This is a genomic window from Paenibacillus sp. FSL H8-0457 (assembly GCF_038051935.1).
GTDB classification, from domain to species: domain Bacteria; phylum Bacillota; class Bacilli; order Paenibacillales; family Paenibacillaceae; genus Paenibacillus_AQ; species Paenibacillus_AQ lautus_A.
In genome coordinates, this window is record NZ_CP150293.1 from 2,437,080 (window position 1) to 2,461,059 (window position 23,980).

25 protein-coding genes are annotated in these 23,980 nt (G+C 50.7%); 23 read left to right on the top strand and 2 right to left on the bottom strand.

Going from position 1 to position 23,980, the window contains the following annotated elements:
- The first annotated feature begins 14 nt into the window (after window positions 1-14).
- The 16 genes from accC (at window position 15) to spo0A (ending at window position 14,991) form a co-directional block, all read left to right on the top strand.
- Window positions 15-1,358 (top strand): acetyl-CoA carboxylase biotin carboxylase subunit, encoded by a 1,344-nt coding sequence (accC, locus tag MHI43_RS10625; RefSeq protein ID WP_015734455.1) that lies wholly within the window; start codon window positions 15-17, stop codon window positions 1,356-1,358.
- Between the two features lie 118 nt (window positions 1,359-1,476).
- Window positions 1,477-1,890: an Asp23/Gls24 family envelope stress response protein gene (locus MHI43_RS10630; RefSeq protein ID WP_009591235.1), complete on the top strand. Its 414-nt coding sequence runs from the start codon at window positions 1,477-1,479 to the stop codon at window positions 1,888-1,890.
- Window positions 1,891-1,960: 70 nt separating this feature from the next.
- Window positions 1,961-2,500, top strand: coding sequence for an alkaline shock response membrane anchor protein AmaP (amaP, locus tag MHI43_RS10635; protein WP_009591270.1), 540 nt, complete (start codon window positions 1,961-1,963; stop codon window positions 2,498-2,500).
- Between the two features lie 15 nt (window positions 2,501-2,515).
- The gene (locus MHI43_RS10640; protein WP_009591264.1) at window positions 2,516-2,749 is read left to right on the top strand and encodes a DUF2273 domain-containing protein; all 234 of its coding nucleotides are present in this window, start codon (window positions 2,516-2,518) and stop codon (window positions 2,747-2,749) included.
- Between the two features lie 175 nt (window positions 2,750-2,924).
- On the top strand, window positions 2,925-3,383 hold the full coding sequence (gene nusB, locus MHI43_RS10645) for a transcription antitermination factor NusB (RefSeq protein WP_009591251.1): 459 nt from the start codon (window positions 2,925-2,927) through the stop codon (window positions 3,381-3,383).
- Window positions 3,384-3,449: 66 nt separating this feature from the next.
- Complete coding sequence (folD, locus tag MHI43_RS10650; RefSeq protein WP_015734456.1) at window positions 3,450-4,310, top strand: bifunctional methylenetetrahydrofolate dehydrogenase/methenyltetrahydrofolate cyclohydrolase FolD; 861 nt, start codon at window positions 3,450-3,452, stop codon at window positions 4,308-4,310.
- Window positions 4,311-4,317: 7 nt separating this feature from the next.
- Window positions 4,318-5,682: an exodeoxyribonuclease VII large subunit gene (gene xseA / locus MHI43_RS10655; RefSeq protein ID WP_200868632.1), complete on the top strand. Its 1,365-nt coding sequence runs from the start codon at window positions 4,318-4,320 to the stop codon at window positions 5,680-5,682.
- Window positions 5,672-5,932 (top strand): exodeoxyribonuclease VII small subunit, encoded by a 261-nt coding sequence (gene xseB / locus MHI43_RS10660; protein ID WP_009591232.1) that lies wholly within the window; start codon window positions 5,672-5,674, stop codon window positions 5,930-5,932. Before xseA ends, xseB begins: the two co-directional genes overlap by 11 nt.
- The gene (locus MHI43_RS10665) at window positions 5,907-6,830 is read left to right on the top strand and encodes a polyprenyl synthetase family protein (protein WP_175495140.1); all 924 of its coding nucleotides are present in this window, start codon (window positions 5,907-5,909) and stop codon (window positions 6,828-6,830) included. The genes xseB and MHI43_RS10665 overlap by 26 nt, the downstream gene beginning before the upstream one ends.
- A gap of 108 nt (window positions 6,831-6,938) precedes the next feature.
- Window positions 6,939-8,846: a 1-deoxy-D-xylulose-5-phosphate synthase gene (gene dxs / locus MHI43_RS10670; protein WP_015734459.1), complete on the top strand. Its 1,908-nt coding sequence runs from the start codon at window positions 6,939-6,941 to the stop codon at window positions 8,844-8,846.
- Between the two features lie 19 nt (window positions 8,847-8,865).
- On the top strand, window positions 8,866-9,738 hold the full coding sequence (locus tag MHI43_RS10675) for a TlyA family RNA methyltransferase (protein WP_036665734.1): 873 nt from the start codon (window positions 8,866-8,868) through the stop codon (window positions 9,736-9,738).
- Between the two features lie 68 nt (window positions 9,739-9,806).
- Window positions 9,807-10,298 carry a hypothetical protein gene (locus tag MHI43_RS10680; protein ID WP_015734461.1) on the top strand — a complete coding sequence of 164 codons (492 nt, stop codon included), beginning with the start codon at window positions 9,807-9,809 and terminating at the stop codon, window positions 10,296-10,298.
- 17 nt (window positions 10,299-10,315) lie between these two features.
- Window positions 10,316-10,765, top strand: a complete 450-nt coding sequence (gene argR / locus MHI43_RS10685) for a transcriptional regulator ArgR (RefSeq protein WP_015734462.1) — start codon at window positions 10,316-10,318, stop codon at window positions 10,763-10,765.
- 52 nt (window positions 10,766-10,817) lie between these two features.
- The gene (gene recN, locus MHI43_RS10690; RefSeq protein WP_015734463.1) at window positions 10,818-12,557 is read left to right on the top strand and encodes a DNA repair protein RecN; all 1,740 of its coding nucleotides are present in this window, start codon (window positions 10,818-10,820) and stop codon (window positions 12,555-12,557) included.
- 100 nt (window positions 12,558-12,657) lie between these two features.
- Window positions 12,658-13,992, top strand: coding sequence for a SpoIVB peptidase (gene spoIVB, locus MHI43_RS10695; protein ID WP_015734464.1), 1,335 nt, complete (start codon window positions 12,658-12,660; stop codon window positions 13,990-13,992).
- Window positions 13,993-14,187: 195 nt separating this feature from the next.
- The gene (spo0A, locus tag MHI43_RS10700) at window positions 14,188-14,991 is read left to right on the top strand and encodes a sporulation transcription factor Spo0A (protein WP_009591253.1); all 804 of its coding nucleotides are present in this window, start codon (window positions 14,188-14,190) and stop codon (window positions 14,989-14,991) included.
- A 252-nt stretch (window positions 14,992-15,243) separates the two neighbouring features.
- On the opposite strand, the gene MHI43_RS10705 is transcribed toward spo0A, so the two are convergent.
- Window positions 15,244-16,146, bottom strand: a complete 903-nt coding sequence (locus MHI43_RS10705; RefSeq protein WP_015734465.1) for an ArsR family transcriptional regulator — start codon at window positions 16,144-16,146, stop codon at window positions 15,244-15,246.
- A gap of 275 nt (window positions 16,147-16,421) precedes the next feature.
- Between MHI43_RS10705 and MHI43_RS10710 the strand changes: the two genes are divergently transcribed.
- From MHI43_RS10710 to MHI43_RS10735, 6 genes are all read left to right on the top strand, one after another.
- Complete coding sequence (locus MHI43_RS10710; protein WP_036665732.1) at window positions 16,422-17,663, top strand: extracellular solute-binding protein; 1,242 nt, start codon at window positions 16,422-16,424, stop codon at window positions 17,661-17,663.
- An 81-nt stretch (window positions 17,664-17,744) separates the two neighbouring features.
- A complete protein-coding gene (locus MHI43_RS10715; protein WP_009591261.1) occupies window positions 17,745-18,620 on the top strand; it encodes a sugar ABC transporter permease in 876 nt (291 codons plus the stop codon).
- Between the two features lie 54 nt (window positions 18,621-18,674).
- Complete coding sequence (locus MHI43_RS10720) at window positions 18,675-19,586, top strand: carbohydrate ABC transporter permease (RefSeq protein WP_015734467.1); 912 nt, start codon at window positions 18,675-18,677, stop codon at window positions 19,584-19,586.
- Between the two features lie 78 nt (window positions 19,587-19,664).
- On the top strand, window positions 19,665-20,639 hold the full coding sequence (locus MHI43_RS10725) for a family 43 glycosylhydrolase (protein WP_015734468.1): 975 nt from the start codon (window positions 19,665-19,667) through the stop codon (window positions 20,637-20,639).
- A gap of 203 nt (window positions 20,640-20,842) precedes the next feature.
- Window positions 20,843-21,730 (top strand): NAD-dependent epimerase/dehydratase family protein, encoded by an 888-nt coding sequence (locus MHI43_RS10730; RefSeq protein WP_036665730.1) that lies wholly within the window; start codon window positions 20,843-20,845, stop codon window positions 21,728-21,730.
- A 68-nt stretch (window positions 21,731-21,798) separates the two neighbouring features.
- A complete protein-coding gene (locus MHI43_RS10735) occupies window positions 21,799-22,011 on the top strand; it encodes a hypothetical protein (RefSeq protein WP_015734470.1) in 213 nt (70 codons plus the stop codon).
- A gap of 64 nt (window positions 22,012-22,075) precedes the next feature.
- On the opposite strand, the gene MHI43_RS10740 is transcribed toward MHI43_RS10735, so the two are convergent.
- Window positions 22,076-22,381, bottom strand: a complete 306-nt coding sequence (locus MHI43_RS10740; protein ID WP_015734471.1) for a DUF2627 domain-containing protein — start codon at window positions 22,379-22,381, stop codon at window positions 22,076-22,078.
- A 157-nt stretch (window positions 22,382-22,538) separates the two neighbouring features.
- Between MHI43_RS10740 and lpdA the strand changes: the two genes are divergently transcribed.
- Window positions 22,539-23,960 carry a dihydrolipoyl dehydrogenase gene (gene lpdA / locus MHI43_RS10745; RefSeq protein ID WP_015734472.1) on the top strand — a complete coding sequence of 474 codons (1,422 nt, stop codon included), beginning with the start codon at window positions 22,539-22,541 and terminating at the stop codon, window positions 23,958-23,960.
- Window positions 23,961-23,980: the final 20 nt, after the last annotated feature.

Below are 23,980 nucleotides of genomic sequence, written 5' to 3' on the forward strand. Positions count from 1 at the left end.
AAGGAGGTTACTGCATGACATTTCAAAAAGTGCTTATCGCGAACCGCGGAGAGATAGCCGTCCGTATCATCCGGGCTTGCCGGGAGCTTGGCATCGCAACCGTTGCCGTTTACTCGGAGCCGGACCGGGAATCTCTGCATGTTCGCTTGGCGGACGAGGCCTATTGCATCGGCCCTACATTATCGAAAGACAGCTATTTGAATTTCACGAATATCATGAGCGTGGCTACGCTGACCGAGTGTGACGCGATTCACCCCGGTTACGGCTTTTTGGCCGAGAACGCGGATTTCGCGGAGATCTGTGAATCCTGCAACATTACCTTTATCGGCCCTTCCGCCGACGCGATCAACCGCATGGGCGACAAGGCGGTGGCGAAGCAAACGATGAAGGATGCGGGGGTTCCGGTTATTCCCGGGTCCGACGGATTGGTCGAGGATCTGGACGAGGCCGTCATGCTCGCACGCGACATCGGTTATCCGGTCATTATCAAAGCGACCGCTGGCGGCGGAGGTAAGGGGATTCGAATCGCCGAGGATGAGGAATCGCTGATCAAACAGATTACGAACGCGCAGCAGGAAGCCCAGAAGGCTTTCGGCAATGCTGGCGTGTATCTTGAAAAATATCTCACCGGCATGAAGCACGTGGAGATTCAGATTATCGCCGATAAACACGGCAACGCCGTGCATCTCGGGGAGCGTGACTGTTCCGTGCAGCGCCGGAGACAGAAGCTGGTTGAAGAAGCTCCTTGTCCGGTGCTAAGTGAAGAGGTACGCAGCCGAATGGGTGAAGCCGCCGTTCGCGCGGCAAAAGCGGTAAACTACTCCGGTGCCGGCACGCTTGAATTTTTGCTGGGCCAGGACGGACAGTTCTACTTCATGGAGATGAACACGCGGATTCAGGTGGAGCATCCGGTAACGGAGATGGTAACCGGCGTGGACCTGATTCAGGAAATGATCTCCGTAGCTGAAGGCAACACGCTTTCCTTCAGTCAAGAGGATGTCGTCATTAACGGCTGGTCTATCGAGTGCCGGATCAATGCCGAGAATCCGGACAAGGGCTTCATGCCTGCACCGGGAACCATTCAATTCTATTTGCCTCCGGGCGGTCCTGGCGTGCGGGTGGATAGCGCGGCATATCCCGGGTACACGATTTCGCCTTATTACGATTCGATGATTGCCAAGCTCATTGTATGGGCGCCGACCCGCGATGAAGCGATCGCGAAGATGAAACGCGCTTTGGCTGAATTCGAGATTGAAGGGATCTATTCGACCATCCCGTTCCATCAGAAACTGCTGAAGCATCCTACCTTCTTAAAGGGCGACTTCGATATTAAGTTTTTGGAAGAAAATGAGATTTAAAACCTTTGGCCAAGTTTGTCATAAACTTGGCCAAATGGTATAGTATGAGTAATAAGAGCGCATGCGTTATGCAGTTTGGGTGCATCCGCTAACTTATTCTGAAAGGTGTGTTGAGACAATGGCGGAAACTTTGCCTACAGAATTTGAACGTACAGATATCGGTGAGATTCAGATTGCACCGGAAGTAATTGAAGTCATCGCCGGACTCGCTACGGTCGAGGTACGCGGTGTTGCGGGGATGAGCGGAGGCTTTGCAGGCGGCATTGCGGAGCTGCTCGGACGCAAGAATTTATCCAAGGGCGTTAAAGTTGAAGTCGGACAACGGGAAGCTGCCGTTGACGTATCCGTCATCGTGGAATATGGCCATCGACTTCCGGAAGTTGCCGGGGAAATCCAGCGCAACGTGAAACGTTCGATTGAGAATATGACAGGGCTTACGGTGATTGAAGTCAATGTACATATTCATGACGTCCATTTCATGAAATCCGTGGAGAAGACGGAAGAATTGGATTTGGCTCAACGCGTCAAATAGAATAGTTTCAGGCTAGCCCTGGGCAGCGATGTCGAGGGTTTAATCTAATTTAAGGAGGCTGTGCTGAATCGTGGCCAAAATCATGGACAGACTTTTGCTGTTTATCTACAGCTTAAGTATCGGTGTTATATCCGTAGTTGCCATCCTCCTGTTGAGTGGCGCTGTTCCTTACGAATTAACGAATGTTCAGGAACAACGCCTTTTCTGGGCTGGAATTATCGTAGCTGCGGTTTTGTTTTTGCTGAGCATCCGTTTTTTCTACATCTCCGTCAGGCGCGATCGCTCGAACCTGAACTCCATCGATCAGCGAACGGAATTCGGCGATATCCAAATCTCCGTGGAGACGATCGAGAATCTCTGCTTGAAGGCGGCTTCGCGCGTCCGCGGAGTGAAGGATCTGAAATCGCGGATCAAGGTATCCCAGTCGGGTCTTGATATTGCGATTCGCGCCGTGGTTGATGGCGAGGAATCCATTCCTACGCTGACTACCGAAGTGCAGAAGCAGGTGCACGACTTTGTTGAAGATACAACAGGAATACCCGTATCATCCGTATCCGTATATATTGCTAACGTGGTTCAGGCACCAAGCTTCAAGAGCCGCGTGGAATAGAGGTGAGCTTCCCAAATGCCTTGGAAAGAAATATGGGAGAGTCACAGAGGAAGAATTGCCGGGGTGGCCGGCGGGCTTGTGTGCGGACTGATTTATTTATTATCCGGTTTTTGGGATATGCTGTTCTTTGCATTAGTGGTATTTATCGGCTATATATTTGGCAAGCGCAAGGATCTGAACCAGGGCTCCATCTTCCACTTTCAGGAATGGGGACGCTGGCTTTCCGAGCGCTGGCGGCCGTTTAAATGAACCCTGTGATATGCTTTCTCCGGAAAAAATGCTGAGGACAGGTGTAGTGCGCCTTTTTTGCGGAGAGAGATATTCACAGGTTTTTTTTTGGCGTTTAATTGTTGTCAAGTCTTGACGGCAAATGGATCATACTAATTAGAAAAATGGATTCGGCAGGGTCCACAGGAGGAACATAATGAAAAGACGTGTAGCTAGAGAGATTGTCGTTCAGAGCCTTTACCAGATGGAGATGAACGAAGTCGACAGCATGGAAGCCGTGTCGATGCTGCTCTCCGAAGCGGCCGAAGAGAATGAGACCGAGCGGGTCATTGGCGATGAGGTTCAAATGAAGGAATATGTGCTGCAGCTGGTCAACGGAACATGGGAATCCAAGGATTCGATTGATGAACTCCTCGCTCATTATTTGAAAGGCTGGCAGGTAAGCCGTCTTTCCCGCGTGGATCGTCAAATCCTGCGACTGGCCGTGTACGAGCTGACTTATCGCGATGACGTGCCCGGGAAAGTGGCGGTTAACGAAGCGATCGAACTGTCCAAGCATTTCGGAACCGAGGAATCGGGCAAGTTCGTCAACGGCGTACTGGGCCGGATGATTCAAGAGCTGGATCAAGTCAAGGTGAAGCTGCGTCAGTCCTAAATCTGCACGCATGTTCATGCCCAGCTTGAAACGTAATGATTCAATCATAATGGAGGAGAGATCAGGATGACGGAAGCAACGATTATTAGCGGAAAACAGATTTCGGAAGAAATTCGCAAGGGGATTGCGTTAGAAGTAGAACAATTGTCCAAGCAGAATGTACGTCCTGGTTTGGCTGTTGTACTTGTAGGAGATGATCCGGCTTCGCATGTCTACGTTCGCAACAAGGAGAAAGCGTGCCACGATCTGGGCTTTTATTCCGAGGTGCATCGTCTGCCCGCGGATTCCAGCCAGAACGAAGTGCTCGCGCTTGTGGACAAGCTCAATGCCCAGGAATCCATCCATGGGATCCTGGTCCAGCTACCTTTGCCTAAACACATCGAGGAAAAGGCCGTCATCGATGCGATTGCGGTGGAGAAGGACGTGGACGGTTTCCACCCGGTTAATGTGGGTAACCTCGTAATAGGCGATGACAGTCTCCTGCCATGCACGCCGGCCGGCGTGATTGAAATGATCAAGCGGACAGGCATTGAGATTGCAGGCAAACATGCGGTCGTGATCGGGAGATCCAATATCGTCGGCAAACCGGTATCTCTTCTTCTTCAGCGCGAGAACGCGACCGTTACGATGTGCCACTCCAAAACGGGGAATATGGCGGAAATCGCGCGTCAAGCGGACATCCTGGTCGTGGCGATCGGCCGAGCGAACATGATTGATGCCAGCTACGTGAAACCCGGTGCCGTCGTTATCGATGTCGGCATGAACCGCCTGGAGAACGGAAAGCTTGCCGGGGACGTTGACTTTGAGAGCGTGAAGGCAGTGTCCGGCCCGATTACTCCGGTTCCCGGAGGTGTGGGACCGATGACCATCACGATGCTCATGCAGAATACACTGATAGCCGCCAAAAGGCTGAATGGGCTGGCCTGACATGAAGATGGCCGATCCAGGACGAGTATTATCCGTTAAGGATTTAAACCGATATATTCGCATGAAGATGGAAGGCGACTCCAGGCTATCCGACGTATGGATCCGTGGCGAGATATCGAATTTTACCCATCATTCCAGCGGACATATGTATTTTACCTTAAAGGATGAAGGCAGCCGGATCCGTGCGATCATGTTTGCGACTCATAACCAGAGGCTGCCTTTTATCCCCAAGGAAGGGTCGCGAGTCATAGCGCGGGGCAATGTGTCGGTGTATGAACGGGATGGTCAGTACCAATTCTATGCCGTCCAAATGCAGCCGGACGGCATCGGCAGCTTGTACCTCGCTTATGAACAGCTGAAGTCGAAGCTGGAGGAAGAGGGCTTGTTTGCTGCCGATCGCAAGCGGCCGCTGCCGCGCTATCCCAAGACGATCGGCGTGATCACGTCGCCAACGGGGGCTGCCGTGCGGGATATCATGATTACGATCCGGAGGCGCTATCCTCAGGCGAACGCCATTTTGTATCCGGTGCTGGTTCAAGGCAAAGGGGCTGCGCCTTCGATCGTCAAGGCCATTCGGACGATGAACGACATGGCAGAGGCTGATGTGCTAATCGTTGGGCGCGGAGGCGGATCACTGGAGGAACTCTGGGCGTTTAATGAAGAGATCGTTGCAAGGGCCATTTATCAATCCCATATTCCAATCGTTTCAGCCGTCGGGCACGAAACGGATTTTACGATCGCCGATTTTGTCGCGGATCTTCGAGCCGCCACGCCAACGGCCGCAGCGGAACTTGCGGTTCCGAGCAGCGCAGAACTGAGAGGGCAGCTTGTCCAAAGACAGCGCCAGCTGAATCAGGGGCTGCAGCAGCGCCTTCAGCGGAGCCGGGAACGTTTGATATCGCTTCAGCGATCCCCGGTCCTGGTACATCCCCGTCGGTATATGCTTCAGCATGCCGAACGGCTGGACATGCTGTCCCAGCGGCTGCAGGGCCACCTGAAATCCAGGCTTTCCCTGGTCCGCCAGCATCAAAAATCGCTGCACCAGGGCCTGATCCGATATAATCCGCGGACTCAAGCGGAGTTCGCCGCCAAAAGGAAAGAGCAGGCCAACCGGCAGTTATTGAATGCGATGCAGTCGATCATGAAGTCCAAGATGTCGCAGCTGCAAACCGAGATGCGTCATCTCGATGCGCTCAGCCCGTTGAAGATCATGTCGAGAGGATACAGTCTCGTGTATGACGAGAAAGAGCAAAAGCTTGTCAAATCGATAGAAGACGTGCAATTAGGTGATTTGGTGAACGTAAGGGTCAACGATGGACAGCTGCAATGTCAAGTGTGGGGAATGAAGGAGGATGAAGAGATTGGCGAATGAAACACTGGAGATCAGCTTCGAAGAAGCGATGGCTCAGCTGGAGACGATCGTTGAGCAGCTGGAAGACGGAGATGTGCCGCTTGAAAAAGCCATCGATTTATTTCAACAAGGCATGAAGCTGTCGCAGATGTGCAGCAAAAAGCTGGAGCAGGTCGAGCAGAAAATCGAAATGATCGTGGAAGAAGGCGGAGAATTGAAGCGGAAGCCATTCGGCGGGACGCTGGATGAGACAGGTGAACTGGGTGAATAACAGACTTACGATCCATCAATATATGAATGAAATTTGTGACAGGCTGGACAGCGAGTTCACGAATCTTTTTCCGTCAGGCTGGAAAGTTCCTGAAACCCTTTCGCGGTCCATGTCGTATTCTTTAATGGCAGGCGGCAAGCGAATGCGTCCGCTGCTTGTCATTGCGGCATGCGAGGCGGGCGGCGGCAGCCGTGAAGCAGCCGTTCCGGTTGCCTGCGCGGTGGAAATGGTCCATACATATTCCCTTATCCACGATGATCTGCCGGCGATGGACGATGATGATTACCGCCGCGGCAAGCCGACGAATCATAAGGTGTTTGGCGAGGCCAGCGCCATTTTGGCGGGGGATGCCTTGCTCACGCATGCTTTTTACAGCGTCATCCAGGCTGCCAGAAAGCATGGGGTTCCAGCAGAGCGCGTGCTGTCGATCGTGGAGGATCTTGCGGAGTATGCAGGTCCGCGGGGGATGGTAGGCGGTCAGGTGGCCGACATGGAGGGGGAGCAAGGGATCACGACGTTAGAGCAGCTTGAGTATATTCACCTGCACAAGACCAGTGATCTAATCATGTTCTCGCTGATGGCGGGCGGCCATGTTGCCGGGTGCTCCGACTCCCAGATCGAATCCTTGCGTACCTTCGGGCATCATATCGGCCTTGCTTTTCAGATTCAAGATGATATCCTGGATCTCGTCGGGGATGAGTCCAAGCTCGGGAAGCCGGTACAAAGCGATGTGAAGCAGGAAAAGGTGACCTATCCGTACTTCATCGGTTTGGACGCATCGAGGCATGAAGTCGAGCGACTGACAGCAGAAGCCAAGCGGGTCATTTCCGAAGGGAACTTCGCCGACCCTACAAGGCTGCTGGAGATCGCGGATTTCTTGATGGCCCGGGACCACTGAGCGCGCGCTACATGCAAACGGTTTTTTTGTGATATAATGTCTGTTAATGGCTGAATTACTATCGGCTTAGTAACGTAAACTTAATCAAGGAAAGCGGGGAGATTCTTCGTGCTTCTTCCAAATATCAAACAACCAGAACAACTTAAAAATCTATCGGTGGACGAACTCGAGGATTTAGCGGGACAAATCCGTCATTTTCTAATCGAAAAGCTGTCCGTTACCGGTGGCCATCTTGCACCGAATCTGGGAGTGGTTGAACTCACGCTGGCCTTGCACTATTGCTTTGACAGCCCTCGTGACAAGATGATTTTCGATGTGGGCCATCAAGCCTATGTACACAAGATCTTGACCGGACGGATGGATAAATTCGATACGCTCCGCAAATACAAAGGCTTGTGCGGCTTCGTCAAGCGGTCCGAGAGCGAGCATGATGTCTGGGAAGCCGGTCACAGCAGCACCTCGCTGTCTGCCGCAATGGGCATGGCCATGGCCCGGGATCTGAAAGGCGAAGACAATCGGGTTATCGCCATGATCGGAGACGGAGCCCTTACAGGCGGCATGGCGTTTGAAGCGCTAAACCATATCGGCCACGAGCAGAAGAAGCTCATGGTCATCCTGAATGACAATGAAATGTCGATCGCACCGAATGTCGGTGCTATGCATAACTACTTAAGCAAGATCCGTTCGGACCGTTTTTATCTTCGTGCCAAAGACGAAGTGGAGATGGTCTTGAAGAAAATCCCTGCCATCGGCGGCAAACTCGCGAAGACGGCAGAGAAGATGAAGGACAGCCTTAAATATATGATGGTTCCGGGTGTTTTATTCGAGGAACTTGGTTTTACGTATCTCGGGCCTGTGGACGGACATGATCTGAACAAACTGATCGATACATTGAAGCAGGCGGACAATGTGGATGGTCCCGTGCTGATCCATGCCGTAACAACCAAGGGCAAGGGATATCGTCCAGCCGAATCGGATTCGCATAAATGGCACGGAATCACCCCTTATAAGATTGAATCCGGCCAAGTGCTTAAGGCAGTAGGCAATCCGATGTACACGGAAGTGTTCGGACAGACTTTGGTCGAGCTGGGGGAACAGGATAAACGCATCGTCGCCGTTACGCCGGCGATGCCGGGCGGCTCGGGCCTGATCCCGTTCAGCAAGAAATTTCCGGACCGCATGATCGATGTCGGGATTGCCGAGCAGCACGCGGCAACGCTGTGCGCGGCTCTGGCCATGGAAGGCATGAAACCCGTGTTCGCGGTCTATTCCACGTTCATGCAGCGTGCGTACGACCAAATCGTGCATGATATTTGCCGCCATAACGCCAACGTGATGTTTGCGATTGACCGTGCCGGCTTTGTGGGTGCAGACGGCGAAACGCATCAAGGGGTATACGATGTGGCCTTCATGCGTCATATCCCGAATATCGTCATCATGATGCCAAAAGACGAGAATGAGCTTCGTCACATGATGAAGACGGCGCTTGATTATAATGAAGGACCGATTGCTTACCGTTACCCTCGGAACAATGTGCGCGGCGTTCCGATGGACACTGAGCTGGTGCCCATTCCAATCGGAACCTGGGAAGTCGTCCGTCCCGGCGAAGGGTATGCCATCCTGGCTTCTGGTCCGATGGTTCAGCTGGCCGAAGAAGCAGCGGAGCAGCTCAAGCGGGAAGGCATTGCGGTAGAAGTCGTGAATGCCCGTTTCCTTAAACCGCTTGACGGAGATATGCTGGCGAATTTGGCGAAGACGGGAACGTCGATGCTGGTTCTGGAGGAAACCTCGCAAGCAGGCAGTTTGGGGAGCGCGGTTCTGGAATATTTTGCAGAGCAGGGAATCCATGATGCGGTCGTATCCTTGATGGGGATCGAAGACCGGTTCATCGAGCATGGAAGCATTCCGCAGCAGCGGGAGGAAGTAGGTCTCACGCTGGAAGGGGTTTGCCAGGAAATCCGGAGCCTGAAGAATGCCCGGACCGCCGTACTCGGCAAAAGAAGTTTTATGTCTTAGTAACGATCGGGAGTATAATATGGATTCATCTCAGAAGGAACGAATTGATGTCCTGCTCGTGGAGCAGGGTTATTATGAGAGTCGCGAAAAAGCAAAAGCCGCGATTATGGCGGGTCTGGTCTATGCCGGAACCGAACGGATCGAGAAACCCGGCATGAAAATTCCGAGGACGTCCGAATTGAAGGTCAAGGGCTCGATTCATCCTTATGTCAGCCGAGGCGGACTAAAGCTGGAGAAAGCGATTCGTACGTTCGGCCTCGACATGAAGGGACGCACGATGCTGGATATCGGATCATCGACAGGCGGTTTTACGGATTGCGCGCTTCAGCATGGGGCTAGTTATGTGTACGCGATCGACGTTGGTTATAACCAGCTGGATTGGTCGCTGCGTAACGATGAACGCGTATGCGTCATGGAGCGAACGAATTTTCGCTATATGACGCCGGAGGACCTGAACGGTCCTCTGCCTGATTTTGCGAGCATCGATGTTTCGTTTATATCGCTTCGCATTATACTGCCGCCTCTCAAGTTGCTGCTGGGTAAACCGGGAGATGTAGCCGCCCTGATCAAACCTCAATTTGAGGCGGGGCGGGAGAAGGTCGGTAAATCCGGGGTGGTTCGGGATCCGAAGGTCCATAAGGACGTTTTAACGCAGGTGCTGACTTTTGCGGACGGCCTTGGATTCAAGCTGAAAAACCTTACGTTCTCTCCGATAACGGGAGGGGAAGGAAATATTGAATTCCTGGCCCACTGGCGATTAGAGCCGGAGGCATCTGAAAGCTCGGAAGAACCGACTCAGGAAGATGGACAAACTTCTGTCCCATTGAGTCAATGGATTGACACCGTCGTCACGCAAGCGGCTCATACATTCACAGGAAACTCATCGAAATGATGGGTTTCTTTTGCTGAAAAAGAGGAATTTATGTTCTCATCCGCGAATACAAAATTCGAGGTGAGAGGATGAATGAGCGTTATGATTGGTTATTAATGATATTGCTTGGTGTCGTCATTGCCTTGCTTATCGGCTATAGGCTGAATCGTTGGCTGATGTCACCATCACCGGACCGGCTGCCGGGCATCCCGATCAATGAGCACATTCCAGATCACCCAGTCATTGGGATGCTTGAACAAGAAGGATATGATGTGGTTGGGGGTAAAGTAAAAATAAACTTGTCGTTTGAAACGGGACATAAGCCCATCTTAAGTCGGTTGTTTATAGATTACGTTGCATCCGACGACAGCGGCGAACTGTACATGGTGAAGCTGGCGCGGGAACGAATGCCGGTGGATTGGACAGGCTCCGGCATTCGCGATCGGTTGATGCCGTTTTTGCTGCTGTATCCCGAGTGTGCGGGCCTTCTCTACATCGACGTGAATGAGGGGACTATTAACCGTTTAAGCATGGATTGGACGGACGAAGAATGGATTGGTCATGATGAATACAACAGTTAATACTCAGGAGGCTCTTTATGAAGGGACAACGCCATATTAAAATCAGGGATATCATTACCCACCAGGATATTGAAACGCAGGATGAGCTTGTGGACGCATTGCGCGCGGAAGGCTTTCAGGTTACTCAGGCTACGATATCACGGGATATCAAAGAATTGCTGCTCATAAAAGTGCCTACAGATGACGGGCGATATAAATACTCCATGCCGACAGATCAGCGGTACAACCCTGTTCAGAAGCTCAAAAGAGCGCTCGTCGACAATTTTGTTTACATTGACCGAACCGGCAATCTTGTGGTCATGAAATGCTTGCCCGGAACAGCCAACTCGGTTGCCGTGCTGCTCGATAACATGGAATGGTCACAGATCATGGGGACCATCTGCGGGGATGACACGATCTTGCTGATTTGCCGTACGGAAGCAGACGGCGAACATGTGGTGTCCCAAATCAAAAATTTCATTTCCTGATCAGGTGTAGAGACATATCGATCATTTTTTAGCAGTAGCGGAGGTGGTAAACATGTTAAACACGCTATCCATTCGGAACCTGGCTGTTGTAGAAAGCGTGGATGTGCACTTTTATCCCGGATTTCACGTCCTGACAGGGGAAACCGGGGCCGGTAAGTCCATCATCATTGATGCGCTGGGTTTAATTGCCGGCGGCCGCGGCTCGGCTGAGCTGATTCGGTACGGGTGCGACAAAGCGGAGATCGAGGCGCTGTTTGAGCTGCCTGCGGAGCATCCGGTATGGAGTACGCTCAAGAAGCTGGGGGTTGAAGCGGATCCGGAAGAGCACTTGCTAATTCGAAGAGAGCTGACGTCTCAAGGTAAAAGCACGTCGCGTATTAACGGACAGCTGCTGAACCTCAGCATGCTGCGTGAAGTCGGGGAAAAGCTGATTAATATCCATGGACAGCATGAGCATCAAAGCCTGCTGCGTTCAGAGCAGCATATGAGCCTGCTGGACACTTACGGAGATAAGACCATAGGGCCTGCCAAGCGCAAATACCAGGAGCTGTACGGCGAATTCAGCAAAGTGGAGAAAGAGCTTAAGGACCTGCAGGAAACCAGCCAGAAAGCATATCAAATGCTGGATATGTACCGTTTCCAGCTGGAGGAAATCGCGGCTGCCGGGCTGAAAACCGGCGAAGACGAGGCATTGTCCGAAGAAAGAACCAAACTCTCCCACAGCGAGAAGATGATGGATTCCGTAGCGGGAGCCTATGACCTGTTGTACGGATCATCGGGCCTTGAGTCCGTCAGCAGGGCTTTGTCCAGACTTGAGGATGTATCCGGATACGATGAGAAGGGATTAAAGCCGCTTGTCGAGCAGCTTCAATCCGCTTATTATCAGCTTGAGGATGCGGTCTTCCAGTTAAGGGATTATCGTGACGGCATCGAATTCAATCCCGAACGGCTCAATGAAATTGAGCTCCGTCTAGATATGATCTCCGGTTTGCGCCGAAAATATGGGGATAATGTGGAGCAAATTCTGGAATACTACGTGAGAATTCAGCAGGAAACCGATATGCTGGAGAATAAGGACGAATTTATTCAAGCGTTGGAACAGCGCCGTGACGAGTTGTTAAGCGTGCTGCTCGTAAGCGCGAAAGAGCTGAGTCATGCCCGCAAGCAATGCGCGCAAGACTTGGCTAGGCAAGTCGAGGGGGAACTGAAGGATCTTCAAATGGAACGCACCTCGCTGGAAGTCCGCCTGGAATTGCAGCTGGATCCGAACGGCTACGAGTATGAAGGCCAAAAAGTCCGGTTGACGAGACAAGGCATGGATACGGCGGAATTTCTCATCTCCGCGAATCCGGGCGAGCCACTCCGTCCGCTTGCCAAAATTGCTTCGGGTGGGGAAATGTCCAGAATTATGCTGGCGATGAAGAGTATATTTGCCCGTCATGATCAAATACCGGTCTTAATCTTTGATGAAGTCGACACGGGTGTCAGCGGAAGGGCTGCCCAATCGATTGCTGAGAAGCTGTTTTTGCTGGCCAAAACCTGTCAGGTATTCTCCATTACGCATTTGCCGCAGGTGGCTTGCATGGCGGATCATCAATATTTAATCGAGAAGAAGCTTGAAGCCTCCAGAACGATGACGCAAGTAGAAAACCTGAATGAAGAAGGGCGTGTAAAAGAGCTTGCCCGGATGCTTGGCGGAGTCGAAATTACCGAAAAGACGCTTCATCATGCCCAAGAAATGCTCAATCTGGCGGCAGCGCAAAAGGCTTCCAGAAAGGCTTTGGGTCAATGATTGACAGTTATAAAACCATAAGGGCAGGGTAACTTAAAGGTACGCAATTGGCGACCACCTTTTCGTCAAGCGAAAGAAGAAAAAGGGAGCGTGACAGCCATTGAAGCCCAACCTCAGGAGAAAACTGCTCGGTTTCGTTCTTGCTTTCCTTCTTTGTTTCATTGGAACTGCTGATCCTGTCCAATCTTTTGCCTCATTGCCCGATGAACTGAGATTGATTACCGGTCAGCAGTCCCGACTTGATGTTGCCATGCCTGTGCAAGCCCTCGCTTCAGTTGATCGACCGGATGTCCTGCAGCTAAACGGCTCCCGGGAATCGAAACTTCAAGTATCGTTGAAACAGCCGCTGCAGCTCAATCCCCAGCAAAGCGGAAACGCAGAAGTGACCCTGAAATTATTCGGTACAATTCCTCTGAAGACTGTCCATGTCAAAGTGATGCCGGAACTTAAAGTCATACCGGGAGGCCAAACCATAGGCGTCAAAGTGAAATCCTCCGGTATACTGGTGGTTGGACATCATCTGGTACGGGTTCAAAACGGGGCCAAAGTGTCTCCCGGCGAAGCTGCCGGCCTAAAGCTTGGCGACCTGCTTACAACGATGGATGGAAAGCCGCTTAACGATGTCACGAAGGTTGCCGAGATCGTCGAGAAGGCCGGTAAAGCGAATCGGCCGCTGGACATATCCTTTAAACGGGACGGCAAGGTAATGAAAACAAAGCTGAGTCCCGCTTATGACCAAGAGGATCAAAGCTGGCGCCTTGGCCTGTATATCCGTGATTCCGCAGCAGGCGTAGGGACGCTTACCTTTTATGCGCCTCACCAGAAGGTCTACGGAGCGCTCGGTCATGTCATCACCGACATGAATACTCAGACCCCCATTGATGTTGGAAGCGGCCAGATCGTTCAATCCAACGTCACCTCGATTAGCCGTAGCGAAGAAGGCGAGCCCGGAGAGAAAAGGGCAACCTTCACAAAAGACGGCAAGATTTTAGGCAATGTCGAACGCAATACCCATTTCGGCATTTTCGGTAAAATGAATCAGCTTCCGGATCACGGACTGTATCAGGAGCCGATTCCCGTTGCTTTTTCCCATGAGGTGAAGGAAGGTCCCGCTGAAATATTAACCGTCGTTGAAGGCCAGGAAGTCGAACGCTTTACGGTGGAGATCGTTCACGTCTCCAAACAGGACGCTCCAGCGACCAAAGGAATGGTGCTGCGCATTACCGATCCAAGACTGCTTAAGAAAACCGGCGGGATCGTGCAGGGCATGAGCGGCAGTCCCATCGTTCAGGACGGTAAGCTGATTGGAGCGGTAACCCATGTGTTTGTAAACGACCCTAAGTCGGGATATGGGTGCTTTATCGAGTGGATGCTTCAAGATTCCGGCGTACTACAATCTACAGAATCAACACCTCAAAATCTTAAGGCAGGTTAATGCCTTGAGATTTTTTGTCGTAAAAGAACGAAATAGAGATTAATTTGAAACAAAATATTTAATTATAAATCAACTTCAAAAAAAAATAAAGAAAAATAATTTTCGACAGAAGGAATTTAAATAAGCATGTCGAAAACTTTATAAACAGAAAAATGTTCTAAAATAACAACTGATCTGATAAAGGAGGAGCACGAATTGCAAAAGATTGAGGTATTATTGGCAGACGACAACCGTGAATTTACAAACCTGCTCGGCGAATACATTTCGGATCAACAAGATATGGTGGTATCCGGAATCGCTTATAATGGCGAAGAAGTACTGAGCATGATTGAGGAATCCGGAAAAGTACCGGACGTACTGATCCTTGATATTATTATGCCTCATTTGGACGGGCTTGGGGTACTCGAGCGTTTACGCGACATGAATCTGTCTCCGCAGCCGAAAGTCATTATGCTCACGGCGTTCGGCCAAGAGAATATTACGCAGCGCGCGGTGCAGTTGGGTGCTTCCTATTATATTTTAAAGCCGTTTGACATGGAGGTGCTCGCCAGCCGCATTCGACAGCTCGTGGGTTCGCCGAGCAGCATTTCCTCCGGCACTCCGTTTACAAGCATGAAATCCAATGTGGTTCCTATGGGCAAGGGCAAGAACTTGGACGCGAATATCACTTCCATTATCCATGAAATCGGCGTTCCGGCTCATATCAAGGGATATCAATATCTGCGCGAAGCCATTACCATGGTGTACAACAATATCGAAATTCTTGGCGCGATTACCAAAACGCTGTATCCGGCCATCGCTGAGAAGTTCAAAACAACGCCATCCCGAGTGGAGCGGGCGATCCGGCATGCCATTGAAGTGGCTTGGACGCGCGGTAACATCGATTCCATCAGCCACTTGTTCGGCTACACCATTAACATCAGCAAATCCAAGCCGACCAACAGCGAGTTCATTGCCATGGTGGCAGACAAGCTTCGGATCGAGCATAAGGTCTCTTGAAAGGGTAAGGACTAAGAGGAAGGGATTTAGGGACATGGACGATGCACACCTAAATGTCTACTTGAGCGATTTATTGAAATCACTCCTTTATTGGTTGCGGCTATCGTAACCTGTGAAGGAGTGATTTTATGTTTCAGGACGGAATTCATCAGCACAAACAACCAGCCGGATCAGCAGCTGGTTTGTTTTGTTTTACTAAGGTTACATCACCACCCGGTAATCTCCTTCCGGTGCTGCGTACCATCGATTTCCTCACAGATAATACATTTTGAACTGGATATCCTGGGCATGGTTTCCGAATTTCTTGCCGAATAACGTAGCGCCTCCAACATGCTTCGCGTCTTCCTTGACTTCGATACGAAAGGTCCAGCGATCACATGCCGAATTCAGGTCGTCCACGGAGACGGTTGAGAGAGGATCGCCATCGATATACGTGCCGTGGCTGGTAATCCGAATCGTTTTCAGCAGACCGTATTGGTTGATGTTGTGCGGCCACCATTCAGGCGTATATTTCCCCCGCGTATCCGCAAAATCCCCTGGGCTCGTCCACGTGCCGAGCTCCATTCCGTTCAAGGAAAACGTAATGTCCGATGGCCACACATCATTGGAAAAAGGAAACTCGGACGATATCTCCAAACTGATTTCGAATTGCTGCAGCTTCTCATCCTTTTGCAGAAAGTTGGCGATGTTGTATTGGATGAACCCCTCGGTAAACCACAGGATTTCCGCATCCACGCGCTTGGGATCCATAAAGTACTTGGGTTCGTCAACCCGTCCGATGAACTCCTTCTCGGTAGCAAGGCCGCACGTAGGCTTCAGGTCATAGTCGGTGTAATGCCCGATCGGCACCGAGGCTTCATAAGAAGCAAAGGAATGGAAGATCTTTTTGGGGAAGTTGATTTCAATGTGATCCACCTTCAGGATCGAAATTTTCTGCTGCCCCGATTTTCCCGGCACCTTCTCTGTCCGGATAATGCCGGCATCTTCAAGTTTTTTAATATGCTTTGTCACGATCGGACTGCTGATTTGAAGCTCCTGCGCCAAATCTTTGATGTTCATTTTGTTTTTGGAGAGCAGCTGAATAATCTTGATGCGAACTTCGCTGGCCAAAGCCTCGTAAACCACAAGCGATGACTTGTCTATTTCCAATTGCATATGACCACTTCTTTCAACAAGTTTTTCAATTATTAACTAATATGCATCATAACACAATCATTATTAACCTGTACATAAATCTTGGCAATTAAACACACGTTTTTTCAACAATATAATTAACCAAAAAGTTAATCAAGTATAAAAATTATAACTAAGATTTATGTATAAGTTATTGACACCGCTTTCAGTGCGAGTGTATACTGAACCAAAGTTAATCGTTTTCATGATTCTGGCCGGTGAATGATTAACCAAATGATTAGTAATAGGAGGAGAGTTTGTTGAAGAAAAAAATGGGGGTTTCACTGATACTTGCATTGTTAGCGGTAGCGGTACTGGGAGGTTGCGGTAACAGCGACAAGAACACCATTACCTTCTGGACGCCATTGACGGGTGATGACGGGGCTTACATGGATCAGCTCGTTAAGGATTACAATGCCACCAATCCCGAGTATAAAGTGAAGCATGTCATCACTTCGGACATGTATACGAAGATATCCACCGTTCTTAATTCCGGCAAAGGCGTTCCCGATCTTTCCATCATCCACGCGGACCGCGTTCCAAGCTTCGTTAAGCAGGGCGTGTTGGAGCCGATGACGGCGGTCATGCAAGCGCAGCCGGAATTGAAAGAGGACAATTATCTGCCGCAGGCCTGGGCAACCGGAAACGTGGAAGGCACCCAATATACGGTACCGCTTGATATCCACAGCAACGCGATGTACTACAACAAAAATCTGCTCAAGAAATACAATGTTGAAAGTTTCCTGGATGACGATGTCGTGACCATCGATGAAATGTTGTCGCTGCAAGGCAAGCTGGATGAAGGCGATTACGTGGTCAATGACGCGCTGTTGGGCTGGGTTGTGTTGGCTCAAATACAGAATCTGGGCGGAGACATCCAGCAAGACGGCAAACCTGCAGTCAATACGGAAGCCATGAAGCAGGCATTTACGGAGATTAAGAAAATAGCCGATGCGGGTTTAATGACACCATTTGGCGAAGACGGCTACCTGATGTTCCAAGCTGGAAACGTTTTATTCTCGACAGACGGCACATGGAGCTCGACGGCCCATGCCACGGTTGACGGCCTGGACTTTGGCGTAACCAACATTTATTCGACGAGTGCGGATACATATACAAACCGAGCATCCTCCCACCTGTTCTCCATGCTGAAGAACGAGAAGAGAACGGATGAAAAAGAGCAGGCCATCGGCCAGTTCCTGGAGTTCATTCGCCAACACTCGATCGAGTGGGCAAAAGCGGGTCAGATCGTAGCGAGTAAACAAGTCATTGAGAGTCCGGACTACAACAACTATATTCAATCATTCTTCACGTCCAATGAAAAAGAAATTGAATCCTTGTACATTTACACTTACGAGTACTATCCATATGTTGCCGAGGCTGTAGATACATATGCAGCGGATATTGTGCGGGGCAACGTCGATATCGACGAAACCCTGGCGACGATGCAGAAGTTCGTAGAGGATAAAATCGCAGAAGGCAACAGTGCCGCAAAGTAAATGAAGGCAGAGCCGATTGAAAAAAAGAAAAGCGTCCAAACCTCATGACGCTTTTCTTTTCCAAAGGAGAAATGAAAGGGTATGAAAAAGAAGTCGCTGACACCTTATTTCTTTGTAGGTCCTCATCTGATTCTATTCATCGTGTTTATTCTATTACCGACCCTATACGGGATCTATGCTTCGTTTACGCAATGGAATCTGATCAATGACCCGGTATGGGTCGGCCTGGCCAACTATAAAACGATTCTGTTTGATGCGGAGTCCACCTTCTATACCCAATTTATGAACGGATTAAAAAATACGTTGATCTTCGTAGTTTTGAGCGTACCGATATTAATCGTTATCCCGTTAATGATCGCGGTGTCGCTCGAACACAAAAAAGTGAAAATGAAAAACGTCATTCAATCCATTCTCTATATTCCCGGATTAATTTCGATCTCCGCAGCGGCACTGATCTGGTCATTGATTTTTAACAAGCAGCTTGGGATCACGAACAACGTCTTCGGCTCCGAAACGGTTTGGGCAGCCAACCAGCCTTATGCCTGGCTGATCATTATTGTCATTACGGTTTGGGGCGGAGTCGGTGGAAACATGATCATCTACCGGGCTTCCATCAGCGGAGTATCCAAGGATTTGTACGAGTCGGCCGAGATGGACGGAGCGGGGCCCGTCCGCAGATTTTCGAGCATTACGCTGCCCTCCATTCGTTTCCCGCTGATTTATACCTTTGTCATGACGACCGCCGGAGCTTTCAACGTATTCGGTCAGCCATTAATGATGACGGACGGAGGACCCAGACAGAGCACGACGGTATTGATGATGTATATTCGCCAGCTGGCCTTCGGCCACGGGGAATCCATTGCCGGCATGGCATCCGCGATGGCGGTGCTGCTCGGACTGGTCATTCTGGTCATTTCAGCCCTTCAATATTATGTGATGAACCGAAACGCGTCCTAGCGGCATGTTCTGCCTGCAAACGACGGAAACGATAAAAGGTAGGTGTACTGTGCAATGTCGAACCCGGTAGTACATGAAGCGAACGCGGATACTAAGCTTACCCGCTCCGGTCCGAAGAAGGCTTCAACCAACATTAGCGTGTCCAAATATATGGCTTATACATTTCTCATCCTGTTGTGCGTAATATGGGCGATTCCGGTCATCTTTGGCATTACCACATCGTTCCGGTCCCAGGCGGAGGTCGTATCCAGCGGTTTCAGTCTGCTGCCCGACAACTGGATATTCGATAATTATGTCACGATCCTGCAAAATACGTCGACGGCCCCGATCCTGCGCTGGTTGATGAACTCCGTCTTTATCGCAACGATGCATACGCTGCTGGTGATCGTGGTCATTTCCATCACCGGCTACGGGTACTCCCGCATGAACTTTAAAGGAAGGGACACCTTGTTCTTTACTTTGCTGGGGATTTCCTTCTTTCCCGGAGTCGTGAACCTGATTCCGTCCTACAAAATCATAGATGCGCTGGGGTGGGTAAACACCTCATGGGCGATGATTATTCCAGGTTTGGCAGGCATGGGGAACATTTTCTTGGTCAGACAATTCATGATGGGCGTTCCCAAGGATCTGGACGAATCGGCACGCGTGGACGGCGCGGGTGACTTTAGAATCTATTATTCTATCATTTTGCCGCTGATGAAGCCTGTGTTGATTGTATGCGGCCTGTTTTCATTCACGGGTTCCTGGAATGATTTCCTCTGGCCGGTCATCGTGTATACCGACGTGGAGAAGATGCCGGTTACGGCAGGATTGCTGCTGCTGCAGGACATCTACGGCAATTATCGCATGATCGGACAATTGATGGGTTCCGCGATCCTGGCCATCATTCCGACGCTGCTGTTGTTCCTGTTTGCCCAGAAATATTTTGTGCAGTCGATCAACTTAAACGCGGGTATCAAAGGATAGTTTTTTGAAGAACGGAAATGAAGAGCAAGTAAACCGAAAGCTAACGAAGTCAAACTACAAGGTATAGGAGTCGTCACCATGACTGAATTATATATAAAAAATCCCCTGATCGAGCAGAGGGCAGATCCCTGGATTTATAAACATAGCGATGGTTTTTATTACTTTACCGGTTCCGTGCCGGAATATGACCGGATCGAGCTTAGACGCTCGGAAACGATCCAAGGGCTTGCGGATGCGGAAGGCCTAACGGTTTGGCGCAAGCATGATTCGGGTTTGATGAGCGCCAATATATGGGCGCCCGAGCTTCATCACATAGAGGGCAAATGGTATGTGTATTACGCAGCGGCGCATACGTCCGAAACGAGGGACGGGTTGTTTGATCACCGCATGTTCGTGCTGGAGAACGCTTCGGCGAACCCGCTGGAAGGAGAATGGGTGGAGAAGGGACAAGTGATCACGAAGTGGGAGTCTTTTGCACTGGACGCAACCACGTTTGAGCATAAGGGAAGGCGGTATTATGTATGGGCCCAGAAAGATCCGGCCATTCCGGGCAACTCGAATCTATATATCTCCTTGATGGAAAATCCCTGGACCCTGACAGGGGAACAGGTTTGCATATCGGTTCCCGAATATGATTGGGAGAAGATCGGCTATCTGGTGAATGAAGGAGCCGCCGTCCTGAAGCGAAACGGTCGTATATTCATGACCTATTCGGCAAGCGCCACGGACCATAACTATGCGATGGGCCTGCTGACGGCCGATGAGGACAGCGATTTGCTGGATCCGGGATCCTGGGTGAAATCACCCTTGCCCGTATTTACGACATCGGAAGCCAATGGCCAATACGGGCCGGGACACAACAGCTTCACGGTCTCCGAGGACGGCCTGCTGGACATCCTGGTTTACCATGCCCGTAGTTACAAGGAGATCGTGGGTGATCCGCTATATGATCCGAACCGCCATGCGCGCGTACAGATCATCCGGTGGAATGAAGACGGTACGCCGAATTTCGGTGTGCCGAGAGCGGATCATGCAATGATATCCAAGTTATGACCTTGAAACCGACCCAGCTTAAATGCTGGGTCGGTTTTTTAAATTCCGAGGCAGGCGGCTGCATAATATTAAATAGGAGAAAAGAAGGAGTCTGCGGTACGGATGGAGAAAAAAGGACAGGAAACCTGTTTGAATGGTTAAGGGTGTAGTAAGAATCGTTTTTATTAACGATATACTTATTTCCTGGTAGGGAGGAATTATAAATGGCAAAGATATTAGTATTGGGCGGAACCCGCTTTTTTGGCAAAAGGCTGGTTAACCGGCTGGTGGCTAACGGCGATGCCGTTACGATTTTGACGCGCGGACAACACCAGGATCCATTCGGGGGGGCCGTTTCGCGGCTTGCCGCGGATCGGAAAGATACGGAGAGCTTAAAGCAGGCAGTGGGGAGCCAGGATTTTGATATCGTATATGATAATATATGTTATACGCCGGAAGAAGCGGGACAAGCAGCGGATTTATTTGCCGGACGTGTAGGACAATATGTGCTGACCTCCACGTTGTCGGTATATGATTTTGCGGATCATCCGGTGAGGGAAGAAGACTTTGATCCTTACAGATACCCGGTCATGATGAATGAAAGCAGGGACTACAGCTACAAGGAAGGCAAGCGCCAGGCGGAGGCGGTATTGTTCGGTCGCCATAACCTCAATGTAACCGCCGTCCGGCTGCCGATTGTCCTTGGACCGGATGATTACACGCGAAGGCTGCTTTTCCATATTGAACATGCTGCGAGCGGGGAAGCCATTGGTTTGCCGGATCCCGACGCGCAAATCTCGTTTGTGCATGCCGAGGAAGCGGCAGAATTTCTGGAGTGGGCAGGCCGAGTCCAATTGGAAGGCCCGGTTAATGCATGTTCGAGCGGCACGATTTCGGTACGGGAAATGATGGGCTTGATCCAGCAGGAAATCGGGAGGACGGCTCCGCTCAAGTCATCGGCGGCACCGGATCACATGTCTCCGTTCGGCATTCCGGGTGATTGGACGATGGATCATGCCAAAGCCGCAGCCGCCGGCTTTAAATTTTGGGATCTGCACGATTGGATGCCGAAATTGATTGCCGAATTGTCCGCCGATTTGAAGGTTCGTTAATGATACGGGCGTAGGAAGCATGGGGTTGAAGACGGAGAATAGGGAATTGCCCTGAAAGGAAGATCAGCATGAGCGACAAGATGGAAGCATGGAAAGAGCGTATACAGGAGGCGGAATCCAAGGGAGGTTTACCTCCGGATGCCCTGACGTTAATCCATGCGATGTATGAAGAAATCGAAGCTTTAACGAGACAGAATGTCAATCTGCGGCGAACCGCCCTAAAAGCGGCCTCCAAAGAAAATAGAATGTCGAGTAAATTGAAGGATGCCCTCATGGAATAACAACTTGGGCCAAAACAAACAAACACCGGGGAGCGCTCCCCGGTGTTTGTTTTGTATGGGTGAATCAGCTTTTGGACGGGGTTCCTGATTTCGGTGCCGGGCGCTTCTTTTTGAATCTCGGACCGACGTAATTCCGTTTGCGGTCGCGGAACAGAATCCAGCCGCCCAGGAAACCGATGCCGATGACGAACAGGGCCAGTCCGCCAAGAAAAGAAAGCCAACCGAAAGCGGGGTTCGCCACGTTGTCGTCCCCATGCACGGCAATATATAGAAAAACCGCATCTTTCATCATCAAGAAACCCTTCATTGCCATAAAACCCGGAATAACCAAAATCAAGATGGCAATAAAGCGGGAAATTAACATTTTCATAGAAGATTCCTTCCTGCGACTGATGTATTAAACTACCGTTTATCATACCTTTTTCATAAGGGGATGTCTATTTCGATTATGGATGACGATTTTGTAATCCGAAAAAAAGAGAGTACAATGAAAGTGTATAACTGGACTTATGATGGAGGTGCCGTTTGTGGCTATAACATGTGATGTAGCAATTCTTGGCGGAGGTACCGGTGGATATGTTGCAGCCATCCGTGCAGCCCAGCTCGGTAAAAATGTGGTTATCATCGAGCAGGACAAATTGGGAGGGACCTGCTTGCACCGCGGGTGCATTCCGAGCAAAGCATTGCTTCGAAGCGCCGAGCTTTATGCGGAAATGAAGGATAGCGAGAGCTATGGAATCGAGACGGACGGAGTCCGGCTATCGTTTAACAAAGTGCAGAAACGGAAGGACGGCATTGTGGAGAAGCTGCACCAGGGCGTCCAATATTTGATGCGTAAAAATAAAATCACCGTCGTGCAGGGCAAGGGGAGAGTTATCGGCCCGTCCATTTTCTCTCCGCGCAGCGGGGCCGTAGCGGTTGAGCTTCCGGATGGCGAGATGGAAACCGTGGTTCCCACCCATCTGATCATTGCGACCGGATCGCGTCCGCGTCACTTACCGGGATTAGAGCCTGACGGCATACATATATTGACTAGCGACCATGCGCTTCAGCTGGATGAACTTCCCTCATCCATCATTATCGTGGGGGGCGGCGTAATCGGCGTGGAATGGGCCTCGATGCTGAATGATTTCGGAGTTCAGGTCACGATTGTGGAAGCTTCATCCCATTTGCTGCCTACGGAGGATGAGGAGATCGGACGCGAGCTGTCGAAGATGCTCAGCGCCAGGGGCGTAGAGGTTATCACGAACATAAAGCTATTAACCGACAGCTGTGAGATCCGGAATCAAAGCGTGTCCATCGCGATCGAGCATAAGGATGACACAAGAACGTTGTCAGCGGACAAGCTGCTGCTCTCTGTCGGAAGAGTGGGCAATACCGAGAATATCGGACTTGAGAATACCGATGTTCGCGTGGAGAACGGCATCATTGCCGTGAACGGGAATATGCAGACAACGGAGCCCCATATTTACGCGATCGGCGATTGCATCGGGGGTCTTCAGCTTGCGCATGCGGCCAGCCATGAAGGGATTGCTGCCGTGAACCATCTGGCAGGCGAGAAGACGGAGTCCTTCCGCAGCGAATGGATCCCGCGCTGTATTTACACTCGTCATGAGGTAGCCAGCGTCGGGCTGACGGAGAAGCAGGCGAAAGAACGCGGACATGAGATCAAGATCGGCAGATTCCCGTTTTCGGCGATCGGCAAATCTTTGATCCACGGAACAAAGGAAGGGTTCGTAAAAGTCATTGCCGATCAGAAGACGCAGGATATTCTGGGAGTGCATATGATGGGTCCGCACGTAACCGAGCTCATTGGCGAAGCGGCTCTTGCACAAGTGCTGGATGCGACCCCATGGGAAGTCGGCACGGCGGTCCACGCCCATCCGTCATTATCCGAAATCATCGGCGAAGCGATGCTTGCCGTGGATGGACGAGCGATCGGTTTGTAGGAATGAGGATATTCTTTTGT